This window comes from Paenibacillus vietnamensis (assembly GCF_020169515.1).
In the GTDB taxonomy this organism is placed as follows: Bacteria; Bacillota; Bacilli; order Paenibacillales; family Paenibacillaceae; genus Pristimantibacillus; species Pristimantibacillus vietnamensis.
In genome coordinates this window covers 20820-46688 of the sequence record NZ_JAHMHW010000013.1, presented here as the reverse complement: position 1 = coordinate 46688, position 25869 = coordinate 20820, and the positions used below count along the sequence as shown (strand labels likewise).

Genomic DNA, 25869 nt, shown 5'->3' with positions numbered 1-25869 from the left:
CGTGCGTTTATTCGTTCGTCATCTCAATAAACTGCTCCACATCGGCGGCCGTCAATGCTACCGCATCGCGCCAGAAGCCGATTTCCTCCACGTTCACGCCAAGATGCTCCTGCGCAAGCCGCTCCACGCTCATCCTGCCCGTATCCCGCAGCAGCGCGACGTAACGGTCCTTGAAGCCGGCCCCTTCCTTCAGAGACCTCGCGTACAGGCCGGCGCTGAACAAATAGCCAAACGTATAAGGGAAGTTGTAGAATGGCACATCGGTCAAGTAAAAATGAAGCTTCGATGCCCAGAAGTGCGGGTGAGCTTCCCCGAGCGCTCCGCAGTAAGCTTCACGCTGTGCGGCTTCCATCAGACCGTTCAGCTCCTCCACCGAAACAAGCCCTTCCTTGCGGCGTTCATAAAACCGGGTTTCGAACAGGAAGCGCGCATGAATGTTCATGAAAAAGGCGACGGAGCGCTGAATTTTATCCTCCAGCAGGCCAAGCTTCTCCTCGTCGCCCTCTGCCGCCTTCAGGGCGCAATCGGACACGATCATTTCCGCGAACGTGGATGCCGTCTCGGCAACGTTCATCGCATACTCCTGCGACAAAGCCGGGAGATCGTTCATCACATGCTGATGATAAGCGTGGCCGAGCTCATGCGCCAGCGTCGAGACATTCGAGGCCGTTCCCGAGTAGGTCATGAAAATGCGGGTTTGCCCGCTCTTCGGAAAGGCGGTGCAGAAGCCTCCGGGACGTTTGCCTGCACGGTCCTCCGCTTCGATCCAGGCATCCCGGAACGCCATTTCGGAAAACTCCGCCAGCTCCGGGCTGAACGTCCGGAATTGCTCGACGATAAAGGCGGCCGCGTCATCGTACGGAATCGTCCGCGTCGCGGAGCCGATCGGCGCCTCCACGTCGTGCCAGTCCAGCTTGCCGACGCCCAGCAGCTTCGCCTTGCGCTCCAAATAACGGACAAGCACGGGCTTGCTTTCCTCGATGGCCGCCCACATCGCCTGCAGCGTTGCCTCGCTCATCCGGTTCATCTGCAGCGGCTCCTGCAGCACCGACTGCCAACCGCGTTTCTCATACAGCTTCAGGCGGAAGCCCGAAATGCGGTTCAGCGTCTCGGCGCACAACTCCGCCTGTTCGCCCCATTCTCTTTCCCATTCCGCGAATGCCGCCTGCCGGACGGCCCGGTCGCCGTCAGACAGCCGGTTATGCATTTGCCCAGCGGACAGCGCCGTTTCTTCGCCGTCCTTCCCGGCCGCTTTAAATTTAGCCCGCGCTACGATGACGTTGTAGAAGTCCCCCCAGCCGTGATAGCCGTCTACCGCCAAATCTCCGGCAAGCGCCTCCAGCTCGGGCGGAAGCTTCTTCTTGGCCAGCTCCCGGCGCTCCTCCAGGTTGAAGGCGACTTCGGAAAGCCCCTCCCGCTTCAACAGACCGGCCCATTCCTCTTCGGTCAGCTCCCGCAGCCGGTTATCGAACCGGGTCAGCACCCCCAGAAATCTGGCACCGATGTTCTTCACTCTGTCATTCAGCGAGCCTGCGGCGGCATCCTTCACGTTCTGGGCCCATAAGCAGGAGACAAACGATTCCGATTGGCGCAGGCGCAGAAGCACGCTTTGCAGCAAGTCTACCGTTTTCTCGAGCCCTTCGGCGACGCTGCCGTCCAATGCGACGGACAGCGCGGATATATCCGTCTCGATCCCTTTCAATTCGGCGGCGAAAGCCGGAGAAGCCGAGCCTCCTTCGTAAATGACGTCCAAATCCCAGCGTTGCGGATATTGTTGATCCATCTGCATCCAATCTCCTCTCACAATGGAAAAGCCGGGCAAGGGCCGCGTTTTTATTTGCGCAAACCTTCCCGGCGGTGTATAACTTAATTATATCCAGATTGGAGGAAATACACCATGTCCAAACCGTTGCAAATCTCGGCTGAAACGGCCGTCAAGCTTTCCGAGCAGCTGGGCGTGCCGATCGAGCATCTGATGCATATGCCGCGCCATATCCTGCTGCAGAAGCTGGCGGAGCTGGCCAAAAACGAAAGCCCGGCCCCGTCCGGAGACGAAAAAAAGCCATGATCCCTTTCGAGAAAGCATGGCCTTATGACATCGTGATGGGCGACCTGTATGTCGCTTCCTGCCCGTTCTGCAAGACGGAGAACGTGCTGCTTCCCTTGAGTCCTTCCGAGCTGGAGGAGATCAAGGGCGGCATGAAGCGGCTGCTCGTCTTCCCCTGCTGCTACAACAAGGTTACCATCCTAGACTCGGACCGGGATTACTTTCTGACGGACCGCGTCCTCCGCTAAAGCGGCCGTCAAGCCGATGTCGAAATCGACTTCTCTTCCCCGTTGTCCGATTCCGGCAGGGCGGATTCGCCGGACGAGCCCAGCCGTCTGGCTTCCGCTTCCTCGCGAATGAGCTGCCATTGCTCCCTGCTTGCGCGTATCATCGCCGCGTCGACGATTTTCTTGTCGTTCACGACGCGGGAGAACCAACGGACGGCATCGTTCTCCTCGCCGATCCGCCTGTAAAGCTCCCCGATCAGATACATCAGCTTCGCATTGTTGAGGGAGACTCCCTCCGTCTCGTAGACACGTATGTAGGACTGCAGGGCGAAACGGAGAAATCTCTTTTCCTCATGCTGATTCGCTTCATACCGGTACAGCCAGGCTATATGATGCAGCAGGCCGGCAATAACGCGATCCTTCTCCCCTACGGCCTGGGCGGAAAGCAGCGCAAGCTTGTAACATCTCATCGCCTGCGTTACGCTGCGTTCGCCGCCGTATTCCTGTCGCTGCCAGCGCGAGCCGATCCTCTCATGATACTGTTTCTTCTGTAAATCGCTTAACCGCTCTAAACCGTTCTCGGTCGTAGCATAGCCGCAGCTCGGACAAACCCTGACAACGTAATAATCGGGATTAATCTCCGATTTATAGTAGCCGCAAAAATCGGAATCCGATTTCGTCGCTTTCTTGAAGCTGGGTCTGACGCGGGAGGTCGTGAATGTCATCTCGCAGCAAATGCATTCGATTTTCGATTGGTAGAGCGGTTCCATCTAAATCACGTCTCCTCGTTCGGTGTGTTCACGAAATGGTGCGCGGGACCCGAAAGCCTGTCCAGCACGATTCGCTGCAGCTGTTCGTCGAGACCGACCTCCTGCAGCGCCCTGCGCATGCAGTCAAGCCAAGCTTCCGCGCGCTCCGGGGTAATCGGGAAAGGCAAATGCCTCGCCCGCATCATCGGGTGTCCGTATTGATCGGAAAACAAAGACGGGCCTCCGAAAAATTGGGTCAAAAATTGATATTGCTTCTCCTTGACAGGATCGATATCTTGCGGAAATAAAGGGCCGAGCAGCGGATGCGCCTGTACTTTGGGATAAAAAGCTTCAACAATTAGTCTTAAAGTCTCAGGTCCGCCGATCGCTTCGTAAAGGCTAATATTCCTATTCATCGTCAGGATCATCTCCAATGTGTAGGTATTTAGTATTATATCACAATTTTTTTATGAAGGGACAAAAAAAAGCCCGCAGCGATGGATGCGAGCCTCGTCATATTGTACTATTACCCCTGCTATCCTTCATAATCCTCTTCACCGGGTGCCGAAAGAGATTCTCGAATGACATAGACAAAGGCGCATACCAGAATGCCAGCGATTATACTCATGATCATCACTCCAACCGTTTAAAGGTAATCCCATTGTACCATAAAAAAATCAGGAATTCAGCAATTTTTGTAACCGTTTTCTTTTAGGCTTGTTCAACTTTACTTGGCCCGTCCGGTGATGGACGACCCGGTTCGTACATATAACAGATTAGAAGGAGTTGTACCTTAGGCGGAAGGAGGCGGCTTATGTGCTTCGCGCATTCATTCACCCTTTAAGCGTCACCGCCATTGGAGCGGTGTTCATCGTTCTGCTGATGGCTGTCTATCCCGCGGAAACGCTGAATTCCTCTTTGCGGGGGCTTTCAATCTGGTGGGAGGTGCTGTTTCCCGCCCTGTTTCCGTTCTTCGTCATATCCGAACTGCTGCTCGGCTTCGGCATCGTCCATTTTTTCGGCAAGCTGCTGGACCCGCTTATGCGCCCCCTGTTCCGTCTCCCCGGCATCGGCGGCTTCGTCGTTACGATGGGCTACATCTCCGGTTACCCGGTCGGGGCGAGGCTTACGTCCCAGCTCTGGGAACAAAGGCTCGTGAACCGGGCCGAGGGGGAGAGGCTGGTCGCTTTTACGACGACGTCCGATCCGATTTTCCTGATCGGCGCCGTGTCGGTCGGTTTTTTCCAAAACGCGGCGCTCGCGCCCGTGCTTGCTGCGGCCCATTACGGAGGCGGCTTTCTTATCGGCCTTCTCATGCGCTTTCACGACCGACGCGCGCCGCATACCGACGAAGGGAAGCATGCCGGCGAAGACAGGCTTCACGGAATAAGACGCCGCTCGCGGCTGGCCGAAGCGATCCAAGCCATGCACGATGCGCGGCTGCTGGACGGCAGAGATCTCGGCAGGTTGCTTCAGGATTCCGTCCAATCGGCGCTCCGGCTCATGATCGTCGTCGGCGGGCTGGTCGTCTTTTTCTCCGTCGTTATGGAAATGCTGACGCATGCCGGCATCGTCGAAGCGCTCTCGGAAGCGCTGCGTTACCTGTTCGGCCTGGTCGGAATGCCTAAGCCGCTTGCCGATGCGAGTATTTTCGGCTTGTTCGAGGTGACGCTCGGCTCCCGGGCTGCCGGCACGGCCGGAACCGGTCTTATGCATCAAGCCGCAATCGCCGCCTGGGTGCTGTCTTGGGGTGGGCTGTCCGTCCACGCTCAGGTCGCAAGCCTGCTCAGCCGCACGGATTTGCGCTACAAGCCTTTTTTTCTCGCAAGACTGCTGCACAGCTTTATCGCCTTAGCCCTCGTCTATGCGCTGTGGGGCTGGCTCGGGCCGGAAGCATGAACGGGGGCCGAAACCGCGGCGGCCTCTCATTGAATTCCCGGCGGATTTCCGATAAAATCTTAACTACAAAGAGTTCGGAAGGAGATTTCCCTTGAAATATGCGGTTATCGACCGCGGCGATTCGTTATCCAAATCGCTTGCGGAGAAGTTTCACCAGCTGGCTGCGGAGCGCTGCTTCATCCGGAATGAAGAAACGCCGGAGTTCGTCATTTCCATTGGGGGGGACGGCACGCTGCTGCAGGCTTTCCATAAGTATGTGGACCAAATTACCAATGTTGCGTTTATCGGCATCCATACCGGCCATCTCGGCTTCTACGCCGACTGGCAGGCGGACGAGCTGGAGGAGCTCGTCGGCATGATGGGGACCGAAGCGCCCAGAATCGTAAGATACCCGCTGGCGGAAATCGAGCTTGAAACCGAGACGGAAAGCCGCCATTATTTGTCATTGAACGAATTTACGCTGAAAGGCGTAGACGGGACGCTCGTCGCTCAGATTAACGTGAATGACGAGCTGTTCGAAATGTTCCGCGGAGACGGAATCGTCATTTCCACCCCATCCGGAAGCACCGCCTACAACAAGAGCGTAGGAGGGGCCATCGTGCATCCGTCCATCGAATCGCTTCAAATAGCGGAAATCGCGTCGATCAACAACCGCGTGTTCCGGACGCTCGGCTCCTCGGTGCTGCTGCCGCAGCATCATCACTGCGACATTCTCTCAAAGAAGCAGCAGCGGATTCAGCTCACCGTCGACCACCTCAGCACGATGCATACCGACATCCGTTCAATACGCTGCAGCGTATCCAGCCGCAAAGTCAGTTTTGCACGCTACCGGCCGTTTACGTTCTGGAACCGGGTGAGGGAAGCCTTCCTTGGCTACGAGACCCAGTAAAAAATAATTATAAAAAAGAGACACCGTCCGCCCGTCAGGAGCGTTCGGTGTCTCTTTTCGCAGGGGCCTGCGCGACGGCCGAAGCCGCGGCCGCCTCGTTCGACGCAAGCCGGAACGGCTTCTTGTTCCGGTTATCTCCTCCGCGGTAGCCTTTGCCGCTGCGGTGCTGCTGGCTTCCTTCGCGCTTGCCGCTGCGATGCTCGCTGCGCTGGTCTCCGCCGGCATGCTTCTCGCTGCCGCGGGCATCTTCACCGCCGCTGCCGGAATCCTGGCTCTTGCGGCCCTCTCCGCCGCGGCGGTTCGAACCGCCATGCCGCTGATCGCTGCGGTGAGTACGGTGACTTCGCTCCGGATGCGCAGCCGCGCTTCCTTCTCGCGCGCTCGCAACCTCTTCACGGGCCGTCTCTCCTGCATCGGCTGTCTCCGTATACGACGAAGCCTCTACCGCCGCGCGAAGATCGGCTGCCTGCAGCCGCGGTCGCCCTTCATCGCCGTCCAGATCGTAGTCCTCGGGTTCCTTCTTCGTGCTGACCGTCTTCTCAAGAATGAAATAAGCGCAGCCGAAATTGCAATATTCGTTAATATAGTCCGACATGCCGGAAAAATTGCTGTCCTTGGTTGCCTTCTGATGATTGTCGCGGAAAAAGCCTTTCAGTCTCAGCTGATTGTAGCCCCAATCGCCGACAATGTAATCGTACCGCTCAAGCACCTCGCTGTATCGGTCGCGAAATGCCTCAGCGTTCCAGCCGTTCCGGTTCTCATGCAAAATTTCGTAAGATTTGCCGGCGATGTGAATCAATGCCATGTTCTCCACCTCATCTACGCGTCGGTTAGATGCCGCTCGAGCAAGCTCCGGAGGACATCCCGCGTTCAAAATCCATTGGTACAGGTTCAGCTGTGATAGCCGCATTCGCGGAGTCGGTTTGTTCGTGCGCATGATAAGAGCTGCGGACCAGCGGCGCGGATTCCACGTGTCTGAAGCCGCGCTTCAAGCCTTCTTCCTTCAGCTTGGCGAATTCGTCGGGATGCACATAACGGGAGATAGGCATATGCTTCGGCGTCGGCTGCAAATATTGGCCCAACGTCAATATGTTTACGTCAACGGCACGCAAATCATCCATCGTTTGCAAAATTTCATCCCATTCTTCGCCAACGCCAAGCATGATGCTCGACTTCGTCGGAATTTTCGGCTTCATCTCTTTTGCCCGGGCGAGCAGCTCTATCGTACGGCGGTATTTGGCGCGCGCGCGGACGCGGTCGGATAAGCGCTCCACCGTTTCGACGTTATGGTTCAATATATCCGGATTGGCATCCATTACGATTTGCAAGGAATCTCTGTTGCCGAGAAAGTCGGGAATCAGCACCTCTACGCGGCAAAACGGCATCCGCTTGCGGATCGCTTTGATCGTAGCCGCAAATATGGAGGCTCCTCCGTCCTTCAGATCGTCGCGGGCAACCGACGTAACGACGCAGTGCTGCAAATTCATCTGCTCGGCAGCCTCGGCTACGCGCTCCGGCTCGCCCAGATCCAGCTCCGTCGGCATGCCCGTCTTAACCGCGCAGAAGCGGCAGGCGCGGGTGCAAATATCGCCCAAAATCATAAACGTGGCCGTACGGTTCGACCAGCATTCGTAAATATTCGGACAACGCGCTTCCTCGCATACCGTATGCAAGGTTTTGGAGCGCATCATCTCCTTAATTTCGGCATAATTGCCGTCTGTTGCCAACCTTATGCGAAGCCAGTCCGGCTTTTTCAGCGTTTCCTTCTGTTTCACAAGGCATTACCTGCTTTCACAGTCATTTATAAGTCCGAAACTCATGGGTTTATTATAACAGATTTCGAATAAAAACCAATGATATGCGAAACATATCGTTATAACCGTCATGCTTTTGAAAGGGTGAGACGATTGAAATTGACCATTCCGCTAACCGCTGCATTAACCGCGGCTTCACTTCTATTCATCCAGCCGCTCGGCTCTGCGGCCGCCTCCCCTGCCCCGATTCAGCGGAAGGAAGCGGTCAAAGCTCAGGCTGCCGCACCAAATCCGTTCGATCAGCGAAGGGAGCTGTACGACAAGCTGAGCATCGTAACGCAGGTTCCGTGGCATTGGATCGCCGCCGTCGATCAATACGAGCGCACGATGTCCAAGGTCAAGCCGAAAGCGCGGCCGATGCTGGGCAGCACTGTCGGCGTATTCATCGAACAGGAGCAATGGGCCGGCATTCTGAACCCGGATGTCGAGGACAGCGCCCCTGTATCGATCCGATGGTTCAACGGCATGGGACGGGACGGCGACGGCAACGGACAAGCGGATCGGAAGAACGACTTCGACCTGCTTTATTCGCTTGTGAACCGGATCTCCTCCTACGGCAGCACGGATGAAGACTTCTCCATCGGCCTATGGGAGTATTACCAAAGCAGCCGCTCCGTGCAGCGCATTCAGCAATTTTCGCGGATTTATTCCGCATTCGGGCAGCTTGACCTGTTCGAGCATGCCTTCCCGGTGCCGCTTGGCGCCAACTACTCCTACCGTGATACGTGGGGGGCCGGACGCGGCTGGGGCGGCAGGCGCAGCCATGAAGGCACGGATATTTTCGCGGCGCATGGCGTTCCGGTTAGAAGCACCTGCTACGGGATCGTGGAGATCAAAGGCTGGAACCCGTTCGGCGGCTGGAGAATCGGCATTCGCGATTTGAACAACCACTATCACTATTACGCACATCTGTCCGGCTTCGACAAAGCGATCGGCGTCGGCGACGTCGTCAAGCCGGGGCAAGTCGTCGGCTGGGTCGGCAGCTCAGGCTACGGGAAGCCGGGTACACAAGGAAAATTCCCGCCCCACCTGCATTACGGGGTTTACAGCGACCGCGGGATGATCGAATGGGCTTTTGACCCGTATCCGATGCTCCGCAAGTGGGAGCAAACCGAGCGGGCGAAGAAGCGCTCGAAGAAATAATCAAAGAACCATTAGCATCGCAATAAGAAGCACGCCAAGCGTTTTTGCATAAATGGATTTCATGTATCTAAATCCTGCAGTATTTCGCTTCACCACAATATAGATGGATTTTGTACATGTAAATTACAGTGATCGTAAGAGTGAGAGCGAAATAGCCAAATTAGCTGTAGTAAATCCCGTAATTCGATTTGGACAGGTCGATTCGCAAAAAATAAAGACATCAAATACAGTTACTCGAAAGTCAGATGTTACTCAAACAAGCGAGCTGCCCAAGCGTAAACGGCTGACGCCGTCCTTTGGCGGCAAAAGCTCGTTTCGCGATAAAATATAAGTCAAGTATAAAGTGAAATTTATACTTTCTTATATTTTAAGGAAAAAACGACTTTATCCTTCCCCTGCAAGGGAAACCGGTAAAGTCGTTTTCGCGTTTTATTCGGCGGATCCGCCTCCGCCGTTGCCCGCCGCATCCGGCTCGGCTTGCCCGCCCGCTTCTCCGTCGCCGCCCGTTTCGGACGAACCGCCTGCGTCATGGCTGCCGGATGGCGAGCCGTCCTCTTCCGTATCGCTTCCGCTGTCCGGGCTCGACGTCACCCCTTCTCCCCCCTTGCCGAGTGGAACCGAAATGTTAGGCGCCTGCGCCGCGGATTCTCCGACCGGCTTACCGGTATTGTCATAGTAATACATCGGCACGTCGCCGACGACGAGAAGATAAGAAATCGGAATATCCGTCTCCACCAGCTCCGGCTCGGTATCGAACGGAATAATGATCGCCACCTCCGCTATAATGCGGATATACACCTCCACTAAAATCATGTTGATGCCGGCATCCCGCTGGCGGGTGCTCAAATCGACCTTCACCGCGCCGACCGGCTCGAATTTGACCGGCACGCGCGGGCCGAACGAGGAAATGATCGCGCTGTTGAGCGCATGGCCGATCGGAATATATTCCGGTATATGCTTCATTTCGCTCAAGGTCGTCTGCACCGTATCGATCGTCTGCGAGGTAATGTTCATATGCTCGGCGTAGTTCAGCATGAAGCCGGAAATTTTGCCGTCGCCGTTCATTTTCCAGTCAATAAGCTTCTCGGAATTCGAGTTTTTCGCCACCTGATCGGTAATCGCTTTATTAATGGCCTGCGTCGCGATCTGCTTCACCCTGACTTTGGCGACATTCATTAGCGGCGGCCGCAAATTCCGCTCCACGTAAACGAAGGACTGCACACCGAAGAACATAAACGCGATTAACGCGATAATGACAAACGTACGGCGCCTGATACGCGGCCTTGCGGGCCGTCCGCCCCAGGCGGAGCCGTTTCCGCTTCCTCCGCCCCCGCCTCCGCCGAACAGCGGCCGCGCCGTACGGCGGGAGCCCCATTTTACCTTCCCCGACGCCGGCCGTGCCCCAAGCTTAAAGACGGAAGACCCGGAGCCGCTTCCCCATTTCTTCGGAGCGGAGCCCGAGGACTGTGAGCTTCCCCGGCTCCCCCACTGCACAGACTTCACTCTGGAAAACGGACGGCCTGACCAAAACTGCATCCGGCTGCCGCCAAACGGCCGAAAGCGCCAGCCCTTCCTGCCCCATTTTGCCAAATCCATCCCCTCCTGCCGCATCCTGTCCGCTTCTCTTTCCATTCTTATGCGAAACCCGGACAAAAAAGAAGACGGCCTCCCTCAGGAGGCCGCCGCTTGCCGCGCTTACTGTACGGTCCGGCCGTTATTCGGCAGACCATTCAACCGTGATCGTATCGCCGGCAGCCCATAGGCCGGCCGGACTAAGCTGATAGATGATGCCCGGGACTAGCTTAGCTCCGTTCGCAAGCTCGAATACCCCAGTCGCTCCCTTGCGCGAAGTCAGCTTGTACGTCGCTTCAAACTTGCTGCCGTCCGGAGCCGTAAGCACGACGCCGCGCATCGCGAACAGCTCATCTTTCGGATCCTCGCTCAGCGTGACGGAGATGGAAGCTTCACTCAGCGCCTTAGCCGAAGCAATTTGAAGAGGAGCCTTCGCTTCGGCGACGAACGATGCGTCCGCCACATTCGCCCACGCCGACGTTACCGTATATTTAACGCCCGGCTCGAGCGTCTTCCCTGCCGGCAGACGGAACTTCGGCGCTTGGCGGCCGTCCGTCGCCTGAGTAAACATGACGTAAGCGGCCGTCATCGGCTCGCCGCCCTCCGGCGTAATCGTAACCTCCTTCGAGCGCATGGAAGAGAGGATCTCGTAGGTTTGGCCGTTATAGCTGTTGTTCTCGTCCAAAATAAACGCAAGCCCGGCGCGTCCGGCCGAGTAGGCGGAAATGACGTTACCGTAATCCGTAACCCCTTTGCTAAGCTCGGATACGATTTCGAACGTATCGTACGCGACTTGGCCGGCGCTGCTCATTTCAAGCTTCTCGCCGCTGCCGGTAAACGAGCCCTCCGCTTCGCCTTTGTAGGTCAACGTGTAAAAATTCCCGTCCTTTTGCGGCGTTGTCGGCACGATGTACGTTGCGATCGAGCCTGTTTTGAGCTGCGGCACGTTCAGCATCCGAAGTCCGCCGTCAAAAACGAACTGCTTCTGAGCCTGATCAAGGGCCGCATCTTCCGCCGTCAGCGGCGCGGAGAAGGTCACTTCCAGCGTAATGGTATTGAGCGCTTTTACCTTTACGGGCACCGCATCGGCCGACGGTTTAGCCTGACGGGCCGTCACAATCAAGCCCGCCAGCTCGCCCCGCGTCACGTGCTGCGGTTTGGCCGCTGCATGGTCCACCCAGTACTTGACGGAGGCGATGTCCCGCTTCAAAGCCTTGGCGATTACGTCCGCCAGCTCGTCCGCCGTCACCCTTGCATTCGGCTTCAGCTTTCCGTCTTCAGGCAGCATGATGCCCGAATTCGCCAGTACCGCCATATAACCGAAATACCATTTATCCGGATCCAGGTCCGTAATCTCATCCGGCGCTTCCTGGGCAGGCGTCAAGCCCAAAGCCTTCACGACCAGCTTGGCGAGCTCGGCGCGCGAGACCGGTGCGTTCGGCTTCACCGTTCCATTCTCGTAACCGTTCATAATGCCCAGCTTCGCAAGCGCTTCGATCGCCGCCGCGTGGCTGCCCGCATCTCCCAGATCGGCGAAGCCCGCCGAAGCGGCAGCCGTCCGGGCCGCGGCGCTTGCCCAGCCGTCCGCCGGCACCCCCGTTACCGCCGAAGCTCCGATTGCTGCGGCAATCGCAAGCGCCGCCATTTTATTGGATACATATTTCATCGTCATTTCCTCCTCATGGGTGCTGTTGTATGGCATAGACCCATGATAGAGCACAATGGTAAACCGCAAACAAACAAAACCTTAACAAAAGATAAACAGGGATGAAACTTTTTCGAAAGAGCTGCCGGCAGACGGTTTCACAGGTTTGAGAGGTTTACACGTTCAAACGGTAGCCCGCTCCCCAGACGGTTTCGATATACTGCGGATTCGACGGATCCGCTTCGATCTTCTCGCGCAGTCTGCGGATATGAACGGTTACCGTCGCGATATCGCCGACCGAATCCATGCCCCACAGCTGCTCGAACAGCTCCTGCTTGCTGAACACATGGTTCGGATTCAGCGCCAGAAAGGCGAGCAAATCAAATTCTTTGGCCGTAAACTGCACCTCCCGTTCATTCACGTAAACCCGGCGCGAGGAGGAATCGATGAGCAGGCCGCGAATTCTGGTTTTGCCGGACGTTTTGCTGTCCCGCTTGCCCGTCAGCCTTTGATAGCGCTGCATATGCGCCTTGGCGCGGGCGACCAGCTCGCTCGGGCTGAACGGCTTCGTCATATAATCGTCGGCCCCGAGGCTTAAGCCGCGTATTTTATCGATTTCCTCTTTCTTCGCGGACACGATCAGAATCGGGACCTCCTTCTCCGCGCGGATCCGGCGGCAAAGCTCATAGCCGTCCATGCCCGGCAGCTGCAGATCCAGCACGATCAGGCCGTAATCCCCCTCCTTCGCCGCCCGCAGGCCGTCATTCCCTGTCACACAAATATCGGCGGTAAAGCCGTGCAGCTCAAAATAATCCTTTTCGACCTCGGCGATCGAAATTTCATCTTCTATAATAAGCACCTTCGTCGTCATCGTTTCTCCTCCTGAGGCCGGATAAGCGGCAGCCTGATGATGATATCCGTCCCTTCTCCCGGAACGCTTCTGGCATCGATCGTCCCGCGGTGGCCTTCGACAATCTGCTTCGCGATTGCAAGGCCGAGCCCGCTTCCCCCGGTTTGCCTGCTTCTGGACGGATCCCCTCGGAAGAAACGTTCGAAAATGAAAGGCAGCGCCTCTCCCGGAATGCCCGGACCGTTATCGCGGACCGTCAAACGCGCATTCCCGTCCTCCCGCTGCAGAAGCACGCTGATTTTTCCTGTCCCGCCGCCTCTGTATTTCACGCTATTATCGACGATGTTGGCCAGCACGCGCTTCAGCTTGTCCCGGTCGGCATGCACGAGCGTTTCGTCCCCGAGCGTCATTTCCCATTCCAGCTCGAAGCCGCGTTCCTCCAGATCGAATTGCAGATCTTCCAGGTAATCCCGGATGTAACCGGCAAGGCTGACCTTCTCGAACGTAAACGGAAGCTGCTTCAAATCCAGCTTGGAGTACAGAAACAGCTCGTCGATCAGCCGGTCCATATCGTCGGCCTTCGTCAAAATCGTATTCACGTACCGCTCCATCTTCTGCTTCGTATCCGGCACGCCGTCCCGGATGCCCTCGATGCTCGCTTTAATCGACGTGATCGGCGTCTTGAGGTCATGCGTAATGCTCGCGAGCAGCTCCTTCCGGTTTTGCTCGTATTGCAGCTGCTTCTCGACCGACTGCTTCAGCTTGACCCGCATATCCTCAAACGCCTCGCTCAGCCGGGCGATTTCGCCTTGCCCCTCCGCCTTCAGCTCGAAGGCCAGGTTGCCTTCCTTGATCCGGTCGGCCGAGCGCCTCAGCAGATCGAGCGGCTGCACGATGCTTCTCGTCAGAAAGTAATAAAGCAGCGCATTCATAAGCAGCAGCACAACAAACAGCAGGCCGAGAATAATCGGCAGAAGCGTGCGCACGACTTCGGCGAACGGGCTCCTCTCCCGGATCACCATTACGCTTCCCTTCGTTTGGTCGGGAAAATAAAAGTCGAATTTCGAATACGAATAAAAATGGTCCCCGACCTGCAGCGTATTGCGGATCGCGTTGTTGGCCATCTCGTAATCGGGCAAGTGGTGAAGCAGCCCAGGCTGCTTCACCGACAGGGAGGAGTAGATCTGCACGTCTCCCTTCCGGATGAACAGCTCCGCCTGGACCGCCCGCAGCTTGAAGTTATATTCGTCCAGCAGCTGTTGATCCAGAAGCGATTCCGGTTCGTTTTTGGCCAAATATTTGAGATCGAGGAAAATGGATTCCTCTTGCTTGGACAGCGGATTAACCGAATAATGAATGCTGTAAAAATCCTTCAGGCTCCGCGCGTCCCCGGTCAGGGCGATCACGAACAGCAGGGCGGCGGCCACAAACAGCAGGATCGTCACGAGTAAAATGCAGGTATAGGACAGCAGCAGGCGAACCCGTATCGACATCTTTTGGTCTCCTTCGTAAAACGCTTGTTCGATGTCTACAATGTAACACAGGTGCTCCTCCGCGGACAAAGCGGACTTTGCAAGCCCGGGCATATGCGCTAGACTGTATAAAAAAAGTGAAGGAGCCTGCGCCATGGCCATTAACCGCCGTCTCGGCAGCGACCGGGACTTTGAAGAAATGATCGAGAAGCAGCTGCGCATCCGCGTATTTCAAAATAATCAGATCATCGATGCCGGCTCGGTCGTCGTCCGGTTCGATGACAACGTCATTGTCACGCAATCCGGAATCGGCGACATCTCGTATCACAGCCGTCAAGATTGCGAATTTTACGAGCTCAAGCGGCGATAAGGCAGCGGCGTTCCAATCGGCTAGTACCTGGTACTATAAGAAGTTGGTACTTTCAGGATACTTCTAAATCCGTAAACTTAAAGACATCAACGACAATACGGTTCTGGAGGCTAACCCGATGGAAAAAATGGAAACGACACACGTACGCAAGCCCGTCAGCTTTTACCGCCGCCGCAATACCCCTACCTATTCCTTCATGGCATGGGCCGCATTCCTTATCGCCTGCGGCTTTGAATTTGTAGGCATTTATACGCTTGAACAGCCGTTGTCCGTGCAGGGCTATTATGCGGTCACCGGCGTCCTGCTCATCATCACTTCCTTCCTGCTTCAGAAGGTTGCCCGCGATAACGACGAGGATAAATTTCTGAAAGAGTCCAACCCCGGCTACCGAAACCGCAACACTCCGGCATTCTCGTTTTTGGCCTGGGCCGGCTTTATCATTGCCGTGCTTGCGCAGTATATCGGCATTTACAATTTGCAGGAGCCTCTTTATGTCAAAGGCTACTACTCCATCGCCGGCGCCTTCCTGATCGTCGCGTGCCTTGTCCTGCAAAAAACGATCCGCGACAACGAAGAAGACCGCACCCACAGAAATGCGGCGGAGGAGTATGAGGGGTAGACGACGATTGCTTGCCGTTTGGCCGGGTGTAAGTTAAAATGGCTTAAAACGAGAGAGAGCGCGCAGCGCACAGGTGATCGGCATGATAGAGATTAAAATATCCAGACTAAGCAACGGGGAGTTCAACCGTGGAGTATTCGCCACCAGAGACTTCGCCAAGGGCGACCTGATCCATGAAGCTCCCGTCATTCCGTACCCGAACGAGGAGCATGAATTTATCGAGAAAACGATTCTTTCGGATTATGTCTTCGAGTACGGCGTCAACCATACGGCCATCCTGCTCGGCTACGGCAGCCTTTTTAATCATTCGTACAGTCCGAACGCGACCTATGACATCAATTTCGATAACCATACGTTCGACTTTTACGCTTTTACGGAAATTAAAGCAGGGGAAGAAATTTTGATCAACTATAACGGGGATGTCGATTGCGACGATCCGTTATGGTTCAATAAGCAGGATAAAGAGTAACTCCCTTAACTGGATTTGATGAATATATTTTCGAGATATGACGGCCTTTACGAAAATAACGGGATTGGATACATCTAAATCGACCAATCTGCCCTAAATCGGCTATTGATCCAGAATTAAATGTACATTTTCCAGTTATTTTACGAATCGGAGGCACGTTGCCGGAATTAGATACATGGAATCCATTTATATCACCATTCTGCTTATGCGGCAAAAAAAGACCGCCGAACGATTCCCCATTACGGGCCGTTCGGCGGTCTTCACCTTTCCTGCCTCTATCCGAGCGTAAACGGCTGGCGCTACGCACGAACCGTTAGCTGCATCTTTGCGCAGCTCGGTTCTGTGCCTGCTTATGGTAAAACTCGTTTCGCGATGAAATAGAAGTCATTTATACGCTCAAACTTAGAAAGCCTTATATTTCGAGCAAATCCTGTCTGAGCGGTGTGAACGTGTCCAGCAGCCTGCTCTTCCGCAGCGCACGGCAGCCATGCTCGGCGGAGCTTGGAATAAAAATCGTCTCTCCCTCCGAGATGACGATCTTCTCTCCATTTACCGTAAATTCCAGCTGCCCTTCCAGGCAATAAGAAAGCTGCTCATGCACATGGCTGTGCAAATACCCTTCAGCACCTTCCTCGAAATGGACCTCCATCATCATAATCGTCTGACCCGGGGCAAATATTTTCCGCTTGACGCCCGGTTCGGCATTTTCCCATACGTTCTCTCGGCTCACTGCTGCGTCCTCCCTTTCGATTTTTGTTCCCATTTCCTATACGTACTGAGTGCTGTTTTCGCTTCGGACGGCTGTCAGAGCATATCCGCCAGACGCCGACAGCGTGAGGCTTGCAGGATCGAAAGCGGGAGCAAGCTGCCGGCAGTGCGCTTTAAACTGCTCCAGGCTTTCGAATTCCGAGGCGGAGCCGCAGAGGCATAAATACGCCATCCTGCTTCCGTAAGCCCGGTATTCGCAGTTGAACAAACGGTCGTTGTGGGGAACCATCTCTTCGCTGCACCAAATCGCCGCATACCCTCCGTCCTTTTGCCCGAACAGCCATGGCCCCTCATAGGCAGCCGAATCAAACTTGCAGGCGGGAAAAAACAGATGGGTGAACGAAACCGGGTGATTGTCCCCGATGTCGTAAACGGATCCCAGCAAGCTGCCCTCTTGTTTGATTGCAGGCATGACGCCGTTTCCGTACCAGTAGCCGGGCCGCATGCCGCCGTCGTCCGCAAGCTCCCCCGGATGATTGGCAAACACGACCGTATCGTTATCAAGCGCTGCATACCACATATGCTGCTGATAGCCGAACACGCCCGGTTCAAAACGCGAGGTGCCGTGGAAGCGTTCATTAAAAGATTTAATATAAGGATTGGACTCCACGTCGGCGGATTCGTCAAAGCTGATATTGTCCCAAAAAACAGGCTTCTCATCGTACCTCGGAGACTGGACCGAGGTCAGCATGTAGTCCGGCTGTTTGTTAAGCTTAACATAAGCGTTTCCGGTCCGGTACTCCATTTCCATCGTCTCGTCCATCAAGCTTGCGAAGCGGTACGGAAGCCGGTACTTGCTGCCCATCAGGAAGACGATCCATTCGCTGTTGCCGGCCGGCACTTCCGGGTTCAGCAGATGCATCAAAGACTGGGCGGCCTGTGTAAAAGGAAGAATGACGGACCGGTAGATCCTCGCCTGCGGCGCTATAATCGAGCCCCGGAACGTATGGCAGGCAAACGACTTCAGCATCAGATCGACCAGCTTCGCCGCTCTGGCGGATTCTTCATCCTCCATAAAGTCGACGACATTCAGTAACGCGCCTAGCGTAACGCACATATAATCGGCGCTTAAAAACTCCTCGAAGCCGTATTCCTCCACATCCTCCAGCCATTGCCGGATCCGGTGCCCGGCCGTTTGGCTGACCTCCAGGCCGGTGCGGCCCGACCGGGGAAATCGTTTATCCGGATAACGGCTGCCCGCCATATACGCGCAAATATAGAACATCAGCGCATGATTTTCGCTCCAGAAGCACATGCCGTCCGAGCCTTCCTCCGTCATCCAGTACCTGTAATTCAGAATAACCCGCTCCGCCCTTTCGGCCAGATCGGACGGCAGGGAATAAAATTGCATCAGGCGGAGCAGTCCCGCCAGGAAAAAGTCCGAGCAATCCTCTCTTCGCTCGATCCGGTCCATCGCCTCTTTCAAATGAGCTTCATCGTGGACGGCCTTCTGCCCCAAATGCCAGCGCGCCAGCACATAGAACAAGCCGAAGCGCAGCGATTCGTACGTTGTGTTCGAGCCCATGGCGGCCAGCTCTTCATACATGGCCCGTCTGGCCTCGACCGCCGATACGCGGGAGCGGTAAACCGGCTTATTATTTTGCAGCAGCTCGATTTTTCGGACCAGCCTTTTATTCCCGATTTCCCCATATACGGCAGCCATAGCCGCGTCATCATCAACGTCGACATAGCTCCTGCCGGTGACATCTGCGCCAGTCTTGTCATCGCCGTATGCAAAATAAACCTTGCAGGGTGCATCGCCCGGAAAACAGATCCGGTTCCCCTTCATTTCAATGGCGGAAAGCCACCGGTCCAAAGCAAGGAACGGCTCTGCGTGCCCGGCATCCGGAAGTGCCGTCTCCACTTTGTCCGTATGCTCCAGCAATTGAATGCCGAATATGTTCCTGGTATCCCGGACCGCCAAATTTTGCATCCGGACCAGCAAAGCGTTATAGCCTTTTTTGAGGACGAGTTTCATTTCCTGCTTCTTCATCGGCTTGTAGACCGGCTCATGGACCGAACAGATTTTCCGCCCGTTCAGCCAGACGTCCGCGGCCGTATAAGTCCAGAGATTGGCGCGGATCTCCAGCTCCTCTTCCGCGATAAGCCCTGCCGCCGCGAGCAGCTCCACCTTTTTCGGGGTTACCGCAAATTGGCTGAAGTTCACAAATCCGCTGCACGGATAGTTATACTCCCATGGAAGCCCTAGCTCGCTAAGCCCGCCGATTCTGATCTCATCGGTTGGAGCGGGCTTGTCCCGCTCCGCTACGATGGACCGTAAATACTGCTCATAGCGTATCTGATTTTTGTCGGTTTTGTCGGCAATAAAATCGGTAAACAGCGGTCCCGATACCAGATACCGGGTAATGAATCCGCTCCGTTCCTCCATGTCTTGCACCTCCGTCTTCATCATTCAGGCATCTGAAACCGGGTAATCACTTCGGAACGGTCCATGCTCAGGGCGGGACGGCCGTGCTCATCCTCTCTGACGCTCCATTCCTCCGGCCGCAGGCTTCCGCTGCCGAGAAACGGCCTCAGCACCGTTATGAACCAAGCGCCGTCCTCCGAAGTTAACAGCCCCTGGAGCACCTTGAGAGGCTGCATCGTCATCGGATGAACCGATTCCCAGCCGTCCTCCACGTCAAACTCCATGGCGGCAGGCCCGAAAACAACCATTTCGCATCCCGGCTCCGAAGCTCCTCCCATTCCGCCGCCTTGCACAAAATACTTGGCATTCTGCTTCTCCTCCAGCTTCACCGGCTTCCAGTCCGGCAGCCTGCTGTGCAGCCGGTGCTGGTAAGTATGCTCTCCCGTACCTGTCAGGCGGTCATAGATCACCCATTCTCCGCTGTCCAGAAACCATACGGCACGCCTGTGCATGATGCCGCGGCCCGCGTATCCGTCATGCTCCGCACAAATCATCTGTCCTTCCGGAATCCAGGTTTTCAAAGCAACGCGAGCTTCAGGCACTCCCCACCTTTGCGTGCGCAAATATGGCGTTTGATCTTGCCCGTCCACGAGTACCGTGTTGTGCGCAGAAGTGCTCTTGAAGTAACGGCGCCAAGGGTTCTCCATATAGGTGTACGTTCCCGGATCCACAAATAAAGGTTCGCCGTATGCGCACAATTCGAAGGAAAGCGCATCCGCATGCCCGTGAGGCCCCCCCAAGGCGGCAGCGTCAAAAATCAGTTGCTGCCGGCTGTCGCCCAGTCCGTAATAGCCCGCCTCCGGAAAGGCGAAGGGCACCTTTTCATTCCCGGCTGCAGACTGGTGCATCAGGCCGTCATGATCGACAAGCATTTGCCCGATCCGGTCGGGGCCGACCGTCCAAAACTGTTCATGCAGCTGCTCGGCAAGCATCCAGTCCAGACGGTCATAGTAAAGAGCAGCTGCATTAAGATCCGGCGGATGGCTGGCATAGGAATCCGCAAACGGTGCCATTTTGCCGTCCTGTCTCGTCATGCAGCGCGCAAACCGCGCCATCCCGCGCAAAATCCGCTCGTACTCCTCCGAGAACGCAAGTCCGCGCTTTTTCAGCATAACCGCGCAGTCGACGAACAGCTCGAGCGATACCATATGATAGTGAGGGGTCAACTCGGCATGAACGCCGTCCGGCAAAACCTGCACGCGAATGCACTCCTCCAGCCTTCCGGCCGCCTTGCTGCTCCACTCCTTGCTCTCCTCCCACGAAGCGAATGTAAGCCCTGCGCTAAGCAGGCCGATCATATGCATGATGGAATGGTTGATTTCAATGCTTGCGGTATAGGCCGAAAGAAACCGCGCATGCTCCTTAACGGATTCGAAGAAACGCCGTTCCGAGTCTTCGGCCCAGCTTTCCGACCCGTGAAAAAAATGATAAGCGTACACCCATTGGCGAAGCCTGAGACCCGTCTCCAATAGCCGCCAAGGGCCAGGCCTTTGGAAATACGTCAATTCTTCCGCAGGCAATCCGCTCGGACAAGGCTGGGAGTCTATCCAACCCAAAATATGCTCAAGAGCTTTTTCCGCATATTTCTCCTCGCCGGTACAGGCGTAAGCCGTGCCCAAGGAGCGCAGATGCTTAAACCGGTTAATCCCCCATGTAAATTCCTTGTCTCCCGTCGGATTATGAAGCCAATCGATCGGAGTCCCCATGTCGATCTCCGTTTTTTTCCATATAAAGTGGTTTCGTTCACACCAGCGGTCAGCCTCCGCAATCGCTTCTGCCGCCTTCTCCGGAAAAAGCCGCTTAAAGCTCTTTCCCCATTCGCTTCTTTGCTCTGCATGAAAGAACAAATGATCAACCGAATTCACCGAATTCACTCTCCCCTGCACACCTGTTAGCAAATTTGCTTCTAAAAAAAGAGAGACCGCCCCTGCAGGGCAGCCCCTCCGCCGGCCGTATCTCTATTCGCCCAGGGATCCCTGAAGGCTCTTGGCGCTGAAGGACGGATCGGCCTTAATATTCGTCATTCCTTCCGTACGAGCCGCTGCGAGAGCCTTGCCGTATCTGGCGTTCAAATCCTCGATTGCGGCGTCCAGCTCTTGATTGCCCGTCAAAATATATTCGATAAAGACGTCGGTGAACTTCTTGCCCTCCAGCTTCGTCTCCGTGATCGACAAAGGAGTCGCCGGATAGATACCGTCATATTTGGTCGGAAGAAATCCTTCGATACCCGCCAGCTCCGGCTTGCCGGCCGCCTCGTTGACATAAGGCAGAACGGAAAGTCCAAGCCCTTTCTCCTGGTAATCGGATCGCAGCTCAACGTCGTATAAGTACTCTAAAAATTTCACGGCCGCCTCCTGCTTGTCCGATTTGGCGCTGATTGCGAGATAACCGCCCGCATTGACCCACGTCACGCCGTTTTTCTGTCCGTCCTTCGTAGGTACGAGCGCCGTAGCCCAGCGAATGTCCGTCGGGAACTGCGAGGTATACACCGCCGGCTCGCTGGAGTGGTTCACGTACATGCCGATTTTCCCTTGCGCGAACTGCGCGCGAAGCGGGTCGATGTCAAGCGATTCCGCCCCCGGGATCATGCTGCCGTCAGCTTTAATCTGGCGAAGCGCCTCTGCGATATCGCGGTACATGCCGAAATCGAATTCTCCCGTTTGAAAATTATAGCCCTCATGGCTGGTTTCCGAGCCGAGCGAGCCCGATGCAAATGCCGGACGCGTAAAGCCCGAGCCGTTCTTAAAATTGCTTGCAAAGCCGTAAACGCCTTCCGCCTTGCCTTGCTCCGTTATTTTTTTCGCCATTTCGACCATCTCGTCCAACGTTTGCGGAGGCTCGGTGTAGCCCGCCTTCTCCAGCAAATCCACATTGTACAGCAAACGCCAGAACTGGCCGGTGTTCGGAAGCGTGTAAACGTGGCCGTCCTTCGAGTAAATATCTTCAACCAAAAGTCCGTCAAACTTCGCCAGGAACTCTTTGCTTAGCAGCGTGTCAAGCTGGGCATAGTAGCCTTTGCTCAAATAGTTCTGGAAATCGCCGCTCTTGAAAATATCGGGGGCCTGGTTGCTCGCGAACGCCACCTCCAGCGCCTGATTGTAATTATCCGCCATCACTTTCATTTCAACTTCGATATTATCCGTATTGGTAGCATTATAGGTATCTACCTGCTGCTGCATATAATCCATATCGTGACGATCCATCGTCCAATAGGCAATTTTCGTCTTGGCCGTGCTGCTTCCGCCTTCTTCCGCTTCGGGTGCTGCCGCATTATCCGTGCCGGTACCCGCCGAGCATGCCGCCAGCATCATGGCAACAACCAGCAAATAACAGACTGAAAGCGTACTTTTCGTAAGGAACCATTTCTTCATCTTCTGTACCTCCCCTTTGTTTGGCAACCGGCGTCCGACGGCATGTACCGTACAGTTCACCCTGCTGACCTCATTGTAGCATTCCGCCATCTTCGCCCATGAAGGTCAATTACACGATCCTGGGAGGGTAAAATTACTCTGATTTTTATTCGGGCGACGATCTTTCGTACTTGGCCCGAAATTCGGACGGCGTCATCCCCGTATGCTTTTTGAACAGCTCGCTGAAGTACGGCCTGTCCTTGTATCCGAGCTCAAAGGTAATGTCCTGCACCTGCATGCCTTCCAGCAGCAGCTCCTTCGCCTTCTCCATCCGCTCGGACGTGACATACTGCATGAACGTCATTCCCGTTTCCTTCTTGAACAGGTTGGAAAAATAGCTCGGACTCAAATGCACGGAGCCTGCGCACTCCTGCACGGTGAGATCGCTGCTCAGCCGTCCTTTCACATAATTCAGCGCCTGGTGAATCAGCCGGCCGACATCGTTCCTCTGCTGCTTCTGCAGCCACTCGCAGCCGGTCAGCCCAAACTCCAGCACATCCCGGATCAGCTCGGAGGTTGAGAGATAGTTGCCCTTCTTCATGGCGCTCAAGCGCTCGTCCAGCCACGCGCGCTGTCCGGGCTCGGCTTTCTCGGCGATGACGCGGTACATCGAGAATGCCAGCCCATAGAACAGATTTGTCATGACGGCGGGATCGGGCGGCGCCGGATATCGCAGGCATTCCTCCGCTATGCTCTTCAGCAGCCGCTCCGCCGCCTCCCGGTTGCCCGACCGGAGACAGTAGAGCAGCTCCGTCTCCTTTTCCGGGGAGTAATGCGGCGTCACATGGCTCTGCCGCTCAATATCGCTATAGGAAATGATACAGCCGCTGCCGGAATAAAACTGGTAGCTGAGAGCCGTCTTGGCTTGCTCGTAGGAAAGCGGGATCTTCCCAATCCCTTCCACCCACATGCCGACGCCGATCGAAATATCCCGCTTCGCGTACTGATTGACATTTTGCATGCAAGCCTCCGCAATCGCGGCCACTTCGGCCTCCTCCTCCAGATTCAGCACGATGACGAAACAGCCCAAATGCTCGCGGAACACGATCCCTTTCGCCTGCTTTTTGATCGTTTCCTCCAATATGTTCTGTACGGCAAAACGGATGAGCTCCACTTCGCGAACGGGCAGCGGCGAACGCTCATTCATCAATCCGTCGATTTGCACGGCCATCGAAACGAATCCTCGGGTTCCCATATCGATGCCGAGAAACTCCCATTTTTCCAAAGCCCGCTCAGGCAGCTCGTCATGGCGGATCAGCAGGCGGAAATATTCCTGGCGCAAATAGGGCAGGCTCTCCCTGACCTTCCGTTCCAGTGCCATGCGGTCCGTCTCCTCCAGCCTTTGCGCCTCGATCCTGGCTTTAGCCCGAAGTACCACATCGACAATCTGCTGTGTTGTAAAAGGCTTGACCAAATAATCGAACGCCCCAAGCCGTACCGATTCCTGGGCATACGCGAAGTCGGAATAGCCGCTGAAAAAAATAACCTTCGACCATTGCTCTCCGCCTTCTTTCAGCTCCCGGACCATATCGATTCCGCTTCGCATCGGCATCCGGATGTCGGTCAGCACGATATCGGGGCGCTTGTCCCTGATCAATTGCAGGCCGTCCTTGCCGTTAAAAGCCGTGCCAACGATCTCGATGCCGTGCTCGGCCCACGGAATCTTCTTTATAATGCCGTCAATTACCGTTTTCACATCATCGATAATACACATCGTAATCCCGTTCATCCGTTTACCTCCTCTTGAATGGGAATAATCAGCTTAACGGCCGTTTGCACGCCCGGCTCGCTTTCAAGCTTCATGGAAGCCTTGTATCCGTAATAGAGCGATAGTCTGGCCCGCACATTGGCAAGCGCATAGCTGGTTCGATCCGCCTCCGGCCCGTTCAGCATCCTGTCGATACGGTCCGCATCCATCCCGCCGCCGTTGTCGGTGACGGTGAGCGTCAGCAAACCGCCCTCCGCCTCGGCCTCAATCCGGATCCGTCCGCGGTGTGAGAGCTCCTGGAAGCCATGCAAAATCGAATTTTCCGCGAGAGGCTGCAGCAATATTTTAAGAACGGGAATGCCCAGCAACTTCTCGTCCGCCTCCGGCATTTCATAATCGAACAAATCGGGATAACACTTCGCCTGCAGGCTCAAATATTGCTTCACATGCTCAAGCTCCTGCCCCAGCGTCGTAATTTCTCTGCCGTTGTTAAGCCCAAGCCGGAACAGCAGCGAAAGCGAAACAATCATCCCGCTTACGTCCTGATGCTCCTCCATTTCGCTTTTCCAATAAATCGTATTTAACGTGTTGTACAAAAAATGGGGATCGATCTGCGCCTGCAGCGCTTTGATCTCCGACTTCCGTTTCTCCTGCTCCGACGCCTTGACCTCTCCGATCAGCTCGCCGATCTGCTCGAGCATCCGGTTAAATTTATGGCCGACCTGGCTGATCTCATCCTCGAATACGCTCTCGAACCGGACGTCAAGCTGATTCTGCTCCACCTTAAACATAAGGTTGCGCAGCTTGAACAACGGCTTAAGCAGCAGCTCCGAAAGCATGCTCGACATAATGAGGGCCAGCACGACGCAGACGCCCATGATCGAAAGAATCGTCCAACGCATATGCTGGACGGGAGCGAGCAGCTTGGACTTGGATTGATAGCCGATAAGCACCCAATCGGCATTCATGCCCAGAGCCGCATAATTGACCAGATAAGGTCCGCCATTCTCCGGTTTATACTCAAAGTTGCCTCTGTCGCTGCCGCCGATTCTCTCGTCCAGCTGCAGCCCGTTCTCCGGCAGGACGGGCACGGAGGAAAATACGGCCCGGCTGCTGCGGTCTACGACGAGCTGCCGGAGGCTCCCCTCCTGCAAATGGGCCTGGATCAGCTCCTGCAGATGGTCTTCCCGGATATTCACGACGACATAGACGCCCGGCAGCGGCTTCTCGAACAATGGCTTAATAATTAAAGAAATGACCGGATTTCCTCTGCTGAACAACTCTTCGGCATGCCCCCGCACCCAAAGCGTGCTCCACCCCTCCTGCGTCCCCTGAATCGCGGCATGAAGCGTGGTGTCGGCGAAATCGACCGTCGTATTCCGCCAGCTCTCCGTCGGATAGAAATCGCCGATCGGCGTGTGCACCAGCACCGAATCAATCGACTGCTCGGCAAGCATCATTTGGGCGAAGGGCGTTTGCAGCTGAGATAACCGTTTATAATAATCCTTGCCGTTCCCCGCCTGAACATCAAGCATCGTATTCTGAAACGGCTCTCCCATCATGAGCGTGGAGACCGAAACGACGATATTGCGCAGGCGCTCATCGAACACCTGCGCCGTTTTGTTCAGCGTATCCTGGCTTGTCATCGTCGCCTGCGTTTCCATTTCACGAGAAAAAAACACGGAAACATAAGTTCCCGTGACTGAAATGCAAACGACGGTCAGCAAAACGAATGAGACCCAAAGCCGTTTTTTTAGCGACATTTTTCTTAATAAACGTTTCATGTTGTC

Annotated in this window: 23 protein-coding genes and 1 pseudogene; 9 read left to right on the top strand and 15 right to left on the bottom strand. The window is 55.4% G+C overall.

Annotated features, from left to right (window positions below):
* Nucleotides 1–7: 7 nt before the first annotated feature.
* Nucleotides 8–1783 (bottom strand): M3 family oligoendopeptidase, encoded by a 1776-nt coding sequence (locus tag KP806_RS20415; protein WP_224725591.1) that lies wholly within the window; start codon nt 1781–1783, stop codon nt 8–10.
* Nucleotides 1784–1897: 114 nt separating this feature from the next.
* Between KP806_RS20415 and KP806_RS20410 the strand changes: the two genes are divergently transcribed.
* Both KP806_RS20410 and KP806_RS20405 read left to right on the top strand, forming a co-directional pair.
* Nucleotides 1898–2068 (top strand): YycC family protein, encoded by a 171-nt coding sequence (locus tag KP806_RS20410; RefSeq protein ID WP_224725590.1) that lies wholly within the window; start codon nt 1898–1900, stop codon nt 2066–2068.
* Entirely contained in the window at nt 2065–2295 is a 231-nt protein-coding gene (locus KP806_RS20405; RefSeq protein WP_224725589.1) for a hypothetical protein, read from the top strand. Before KP806_RS20410 ends, KP806_RS20405 begins: the two co-directional genes overlap by 4 nt.
* Nucleotides 2296–2303: 8 nt before the next feature.
* Here the strand turns inward: KP806_RS20405 and KP806_RS20400 are convergent, their stop codons facing one another.
* Together KP806_RS20400 and KP806_RS20395 are read right to left on the bottom strand one after the other, a co-directional pair.
* Nucleotides 2304–3044: a DUF2225 domain-containing protein gene (locus KP806_RS20400; RefSeq protein WP_224725588.1), complete on the bottom strand. Its 741-nt coding sequence runs from the start codon at nt 3042–3044 to the stop codon at nt 2304–2306.
* A 5-nt stretch (nt 3045–3049) separates the two neighbouring features.
* Nucleotides 3050–3439, bottom strand: coding sequence for a globin domain-containing protein (locus KP806_RS20395; protein ID WP_224725587.1), 390 nt, complete (start codon nt 3437–3439; stop codon nt 3050–3052).
* A 400-nt stretch (nt 3440–3839) separates the two neighbouring features.
* Here KP806_RS20395 and ylbJ point away from each other — a divergent pair, with 400 nt between their 5' ends.
* Both ylbJ and KP806_RS20385 read left to right on the top strand, forming a co-directional pair.
* Nucleotides 3840–4922: a sporulation integral membrane protein YlbJ gene (ylbJ, locus tag KP806_RS20390; protein WP_224725586.1), complete on the top strand. Its 1083-nt coding sequence runs from the start codon at nt 3840–3842 to the stop codon at nt 4920–4922.
* Nucleotides 4923–5013: 91 nt separating this feature from the next.
* Nucleotides 5014–5811 (top strand): NAD kinase, encoded by a 798-nt coding sequence (locus tag KP806_RS20385; RefSeq protein WP_224725585.1) that lies wholly within the window; start codon nt 5014–5016, stop codon nt 5809–5811.
* A gap of 34 nt (nt 5812–5845) precedes the next feature.
* Here the strand turns inward: KP806_RS20385 and KP806_RS20380 are convergent, their stop codons facing one another.
* Nucleotides 5846–6616 (bottom strand): YutD family protein, encoded by a 771-nt coding sequence (locus KP806_RS20380; protein WP_224725584.1) that lies wholly within the window; start codon nt 6614–6616, stop codon nt 5846–5848.
* 25 nt (nt 6617–6641) lie between these two features.
* A complete protein-coding gene (gene lipA, locus KP806_RS20375) occupies nt 6642–7586 on the bottom strand; it encodes a lipoyl synthase (protein WP_224725583.1) in 945 nt (314 codons plus the stop codon).
* 132 nt (nt 7587–7718) lie between these two features.
* On the opposite strand from lipA, the gene KP806_RS20370 reads away from it, so the two are divergent.
* On the top strand, nt 7719–8768 hold the full coding sequence (locus KP806_RS20370) for a M23 family metallopeptidase (RefSeq protein ID WP_263575795.1): 1050 nt from the start codon (nt 7719–7721) through the stop codon (nt 8766–8768).
* A gap of 429 nt (nt 8769–9197) precedes the next feature.
* Here KP806_RS20370 and yunB read toward each other — a convergent pair whose 3' ends face one another.
* The 4 genes from yunB to KP806_RS20350 form a co-directional block, all read right to left on the bottom strand.
* A complete protein-coding gene (gene yunB / locus KP806_RS20365; protein ID WP_318153716.1) occupies nt 9198–10364 on the bottom strand; it encodes a sporulation protein YunB in 1167 nt (388 codons plus the stop codon).
* A 118-nt stretch (nt 10365–10482) separates the two neighbouring features.
* Complete coding sequence (locus KP806_RS20360; protein ID WP_224725581.1) at nt 10483–12006, bottom strand: S-layer homology domain-containing protein; 1524 nt, start codon at nt 12004–12006, stop codon at nt 10483–10485.
* 154 nt (nt 12007–12160) lie between these two features.
* A complete protein-coding gene (locus KP806_RS20355; protein WP_224725580.1) occupies nt 12161–12856 on the bottom strand; it encodes a response regulator transcription factor in 696 nt (231 codons plus the stop codon).
* A complete protein-coding gene (locus KP806_RS20350) occupies nt 12853–14328 on the bottom strand; it encodes a sensor histidine kinase (protein WP_224725579.1) in 1476 nt (491 codons plus the stop codon). The genes KP806_RS20355 and KP806_RS20350 overlap by 4 nt, the downstream gene beginning before the upstream one ends.
* 133 nt (nt 14329–14461) lie before the next feature.
* On the opposite strand from KP806_RS20350, the gene KP806_RS20345 reads away from it, so the two are divergent.
* From KP806_RS20345 to KP806_RS20330, 4 genes and pseudogenes are all read left to right on the top strand, one after another.
* The gene (locus KP806_RS20345; protein ID WP_224725578.1) at nt 14462–14677 is read left to right on the top strand and encodes a hypothetical protein; all 216 of its coding nucleotides are present in this window, start codon (nt 14462–14464) and stop codon (nt 14675–14677) included.
* A 118-nt stretch (nt 14678–14795) separates the two neighbouring features.
* Nucleotides 14796–15011: pseudogene (locus KP806_RS27855) on the top strand (YiaA/YiaB family inner membrane protein); the annotation flags it as partial.
* 30 nt (nt 15012–15041) lie between these two features.
* On the top strand, nt 15042–15296 hold the full coding sequence (locus tag KP806_RS20335) for a YiaA/YiaB family inner membrane protein (RefSeq protein WP_224725684.1): 255 nt from the start codon (nt 15042–15044) through the stop codon (nt 15294–15296).
* 82 nt (nt 15297–15378) lie between these two features.
* Complete coding sequence (locus KP806_RS20330) at nt 15379–15765, top strand: SET domain-containing protein (protein WP_224725577.1); 387 nt, start codon at nt 15379–15381, stop codon at nt 15763–15765.
* Nucleotides 15766–16177: 412 nt separating this feature from the next.
* On the opposite strand, the gene KP806_RS20325 is transcribed toward KP806_RS20330, so the two are convergent.
* The 6 genes from KP806_RS20325 to KP806_RS20300 form a co-directional block, all read right to left on the bottom strand.
* Complete coding sequence (locus KP806_RS20325) at nt 16178–16495, bottom strand: cupin domain-containing protein (RefSeq protein ID WP_224725576.1); 318 nt, start codon at nt 16493–16495, stop codon at nt 16178–16180.
* A 36-nt stretch (nt 16496–16531) separates the two neighbouring features.
* Nucleotides 16532–18922: a hypothetical protein gene (locus KP806_RS20320; RefSeq protein WP_224725575.1), complete on the bottom strand. Its 2391-nt coding sequence runs from the start codon at nt 18920–18922 to the stop codon at nt 16532–16534.
* Between the two features lie 20 nt (nt 18923–18942).
* The gene (locus KP806_RS20315; protein ID WP_224725574.1) at nt 18943–20826 is read right to left on the bottom strand and encodes a heparinase II/III family protein; all 1884 of its coding nucleotides are present in this window, start codon (nt 20824–20826) and stop codon (nt 18943–18945) included.
* Nucleotides 20827–20919: 93 nt separating this feature from the next.
* On the bottom strand, nt 20920–22332 hold the full coding sequence (locus KP806_RS20310; protein ID WP_224725573.1) for an ABC transporter substrate-binding protein: 1413 nt from the start codon (nt 22330–22332) through the stop codon (nt 20920–20922).
* A 145-nt stretch (nt 22333–22477) separates the two neighbouring features.
* Nucleotides 22478–24100 (bottom strand): helix-turn-helix domain-containing protein, encoded by a 1623-nt coding sequence (locus tag KP806_RS20305; RefSeq protein ID WP_224725572.1) that lies wholly within the window; start codon nt 24098–24100, stop codon nt 22478–22480.
* Nucleotides 24097–25863, bottom strand: coding sequence for a cache domain-containing sensor histidine kinase (locus tag KP806_RS20300; protein WP_224725571.1), 1767 nt, complete (start codon nt 25861–25863; stop codon nt 24097–24099). Before KP806_RS20300 ends, KP806_RS20305 begins: the two co-directional genes overlap by 4 nt.
* Nucleotides 25864–25869: the final 6 nt, after the last annotated feature.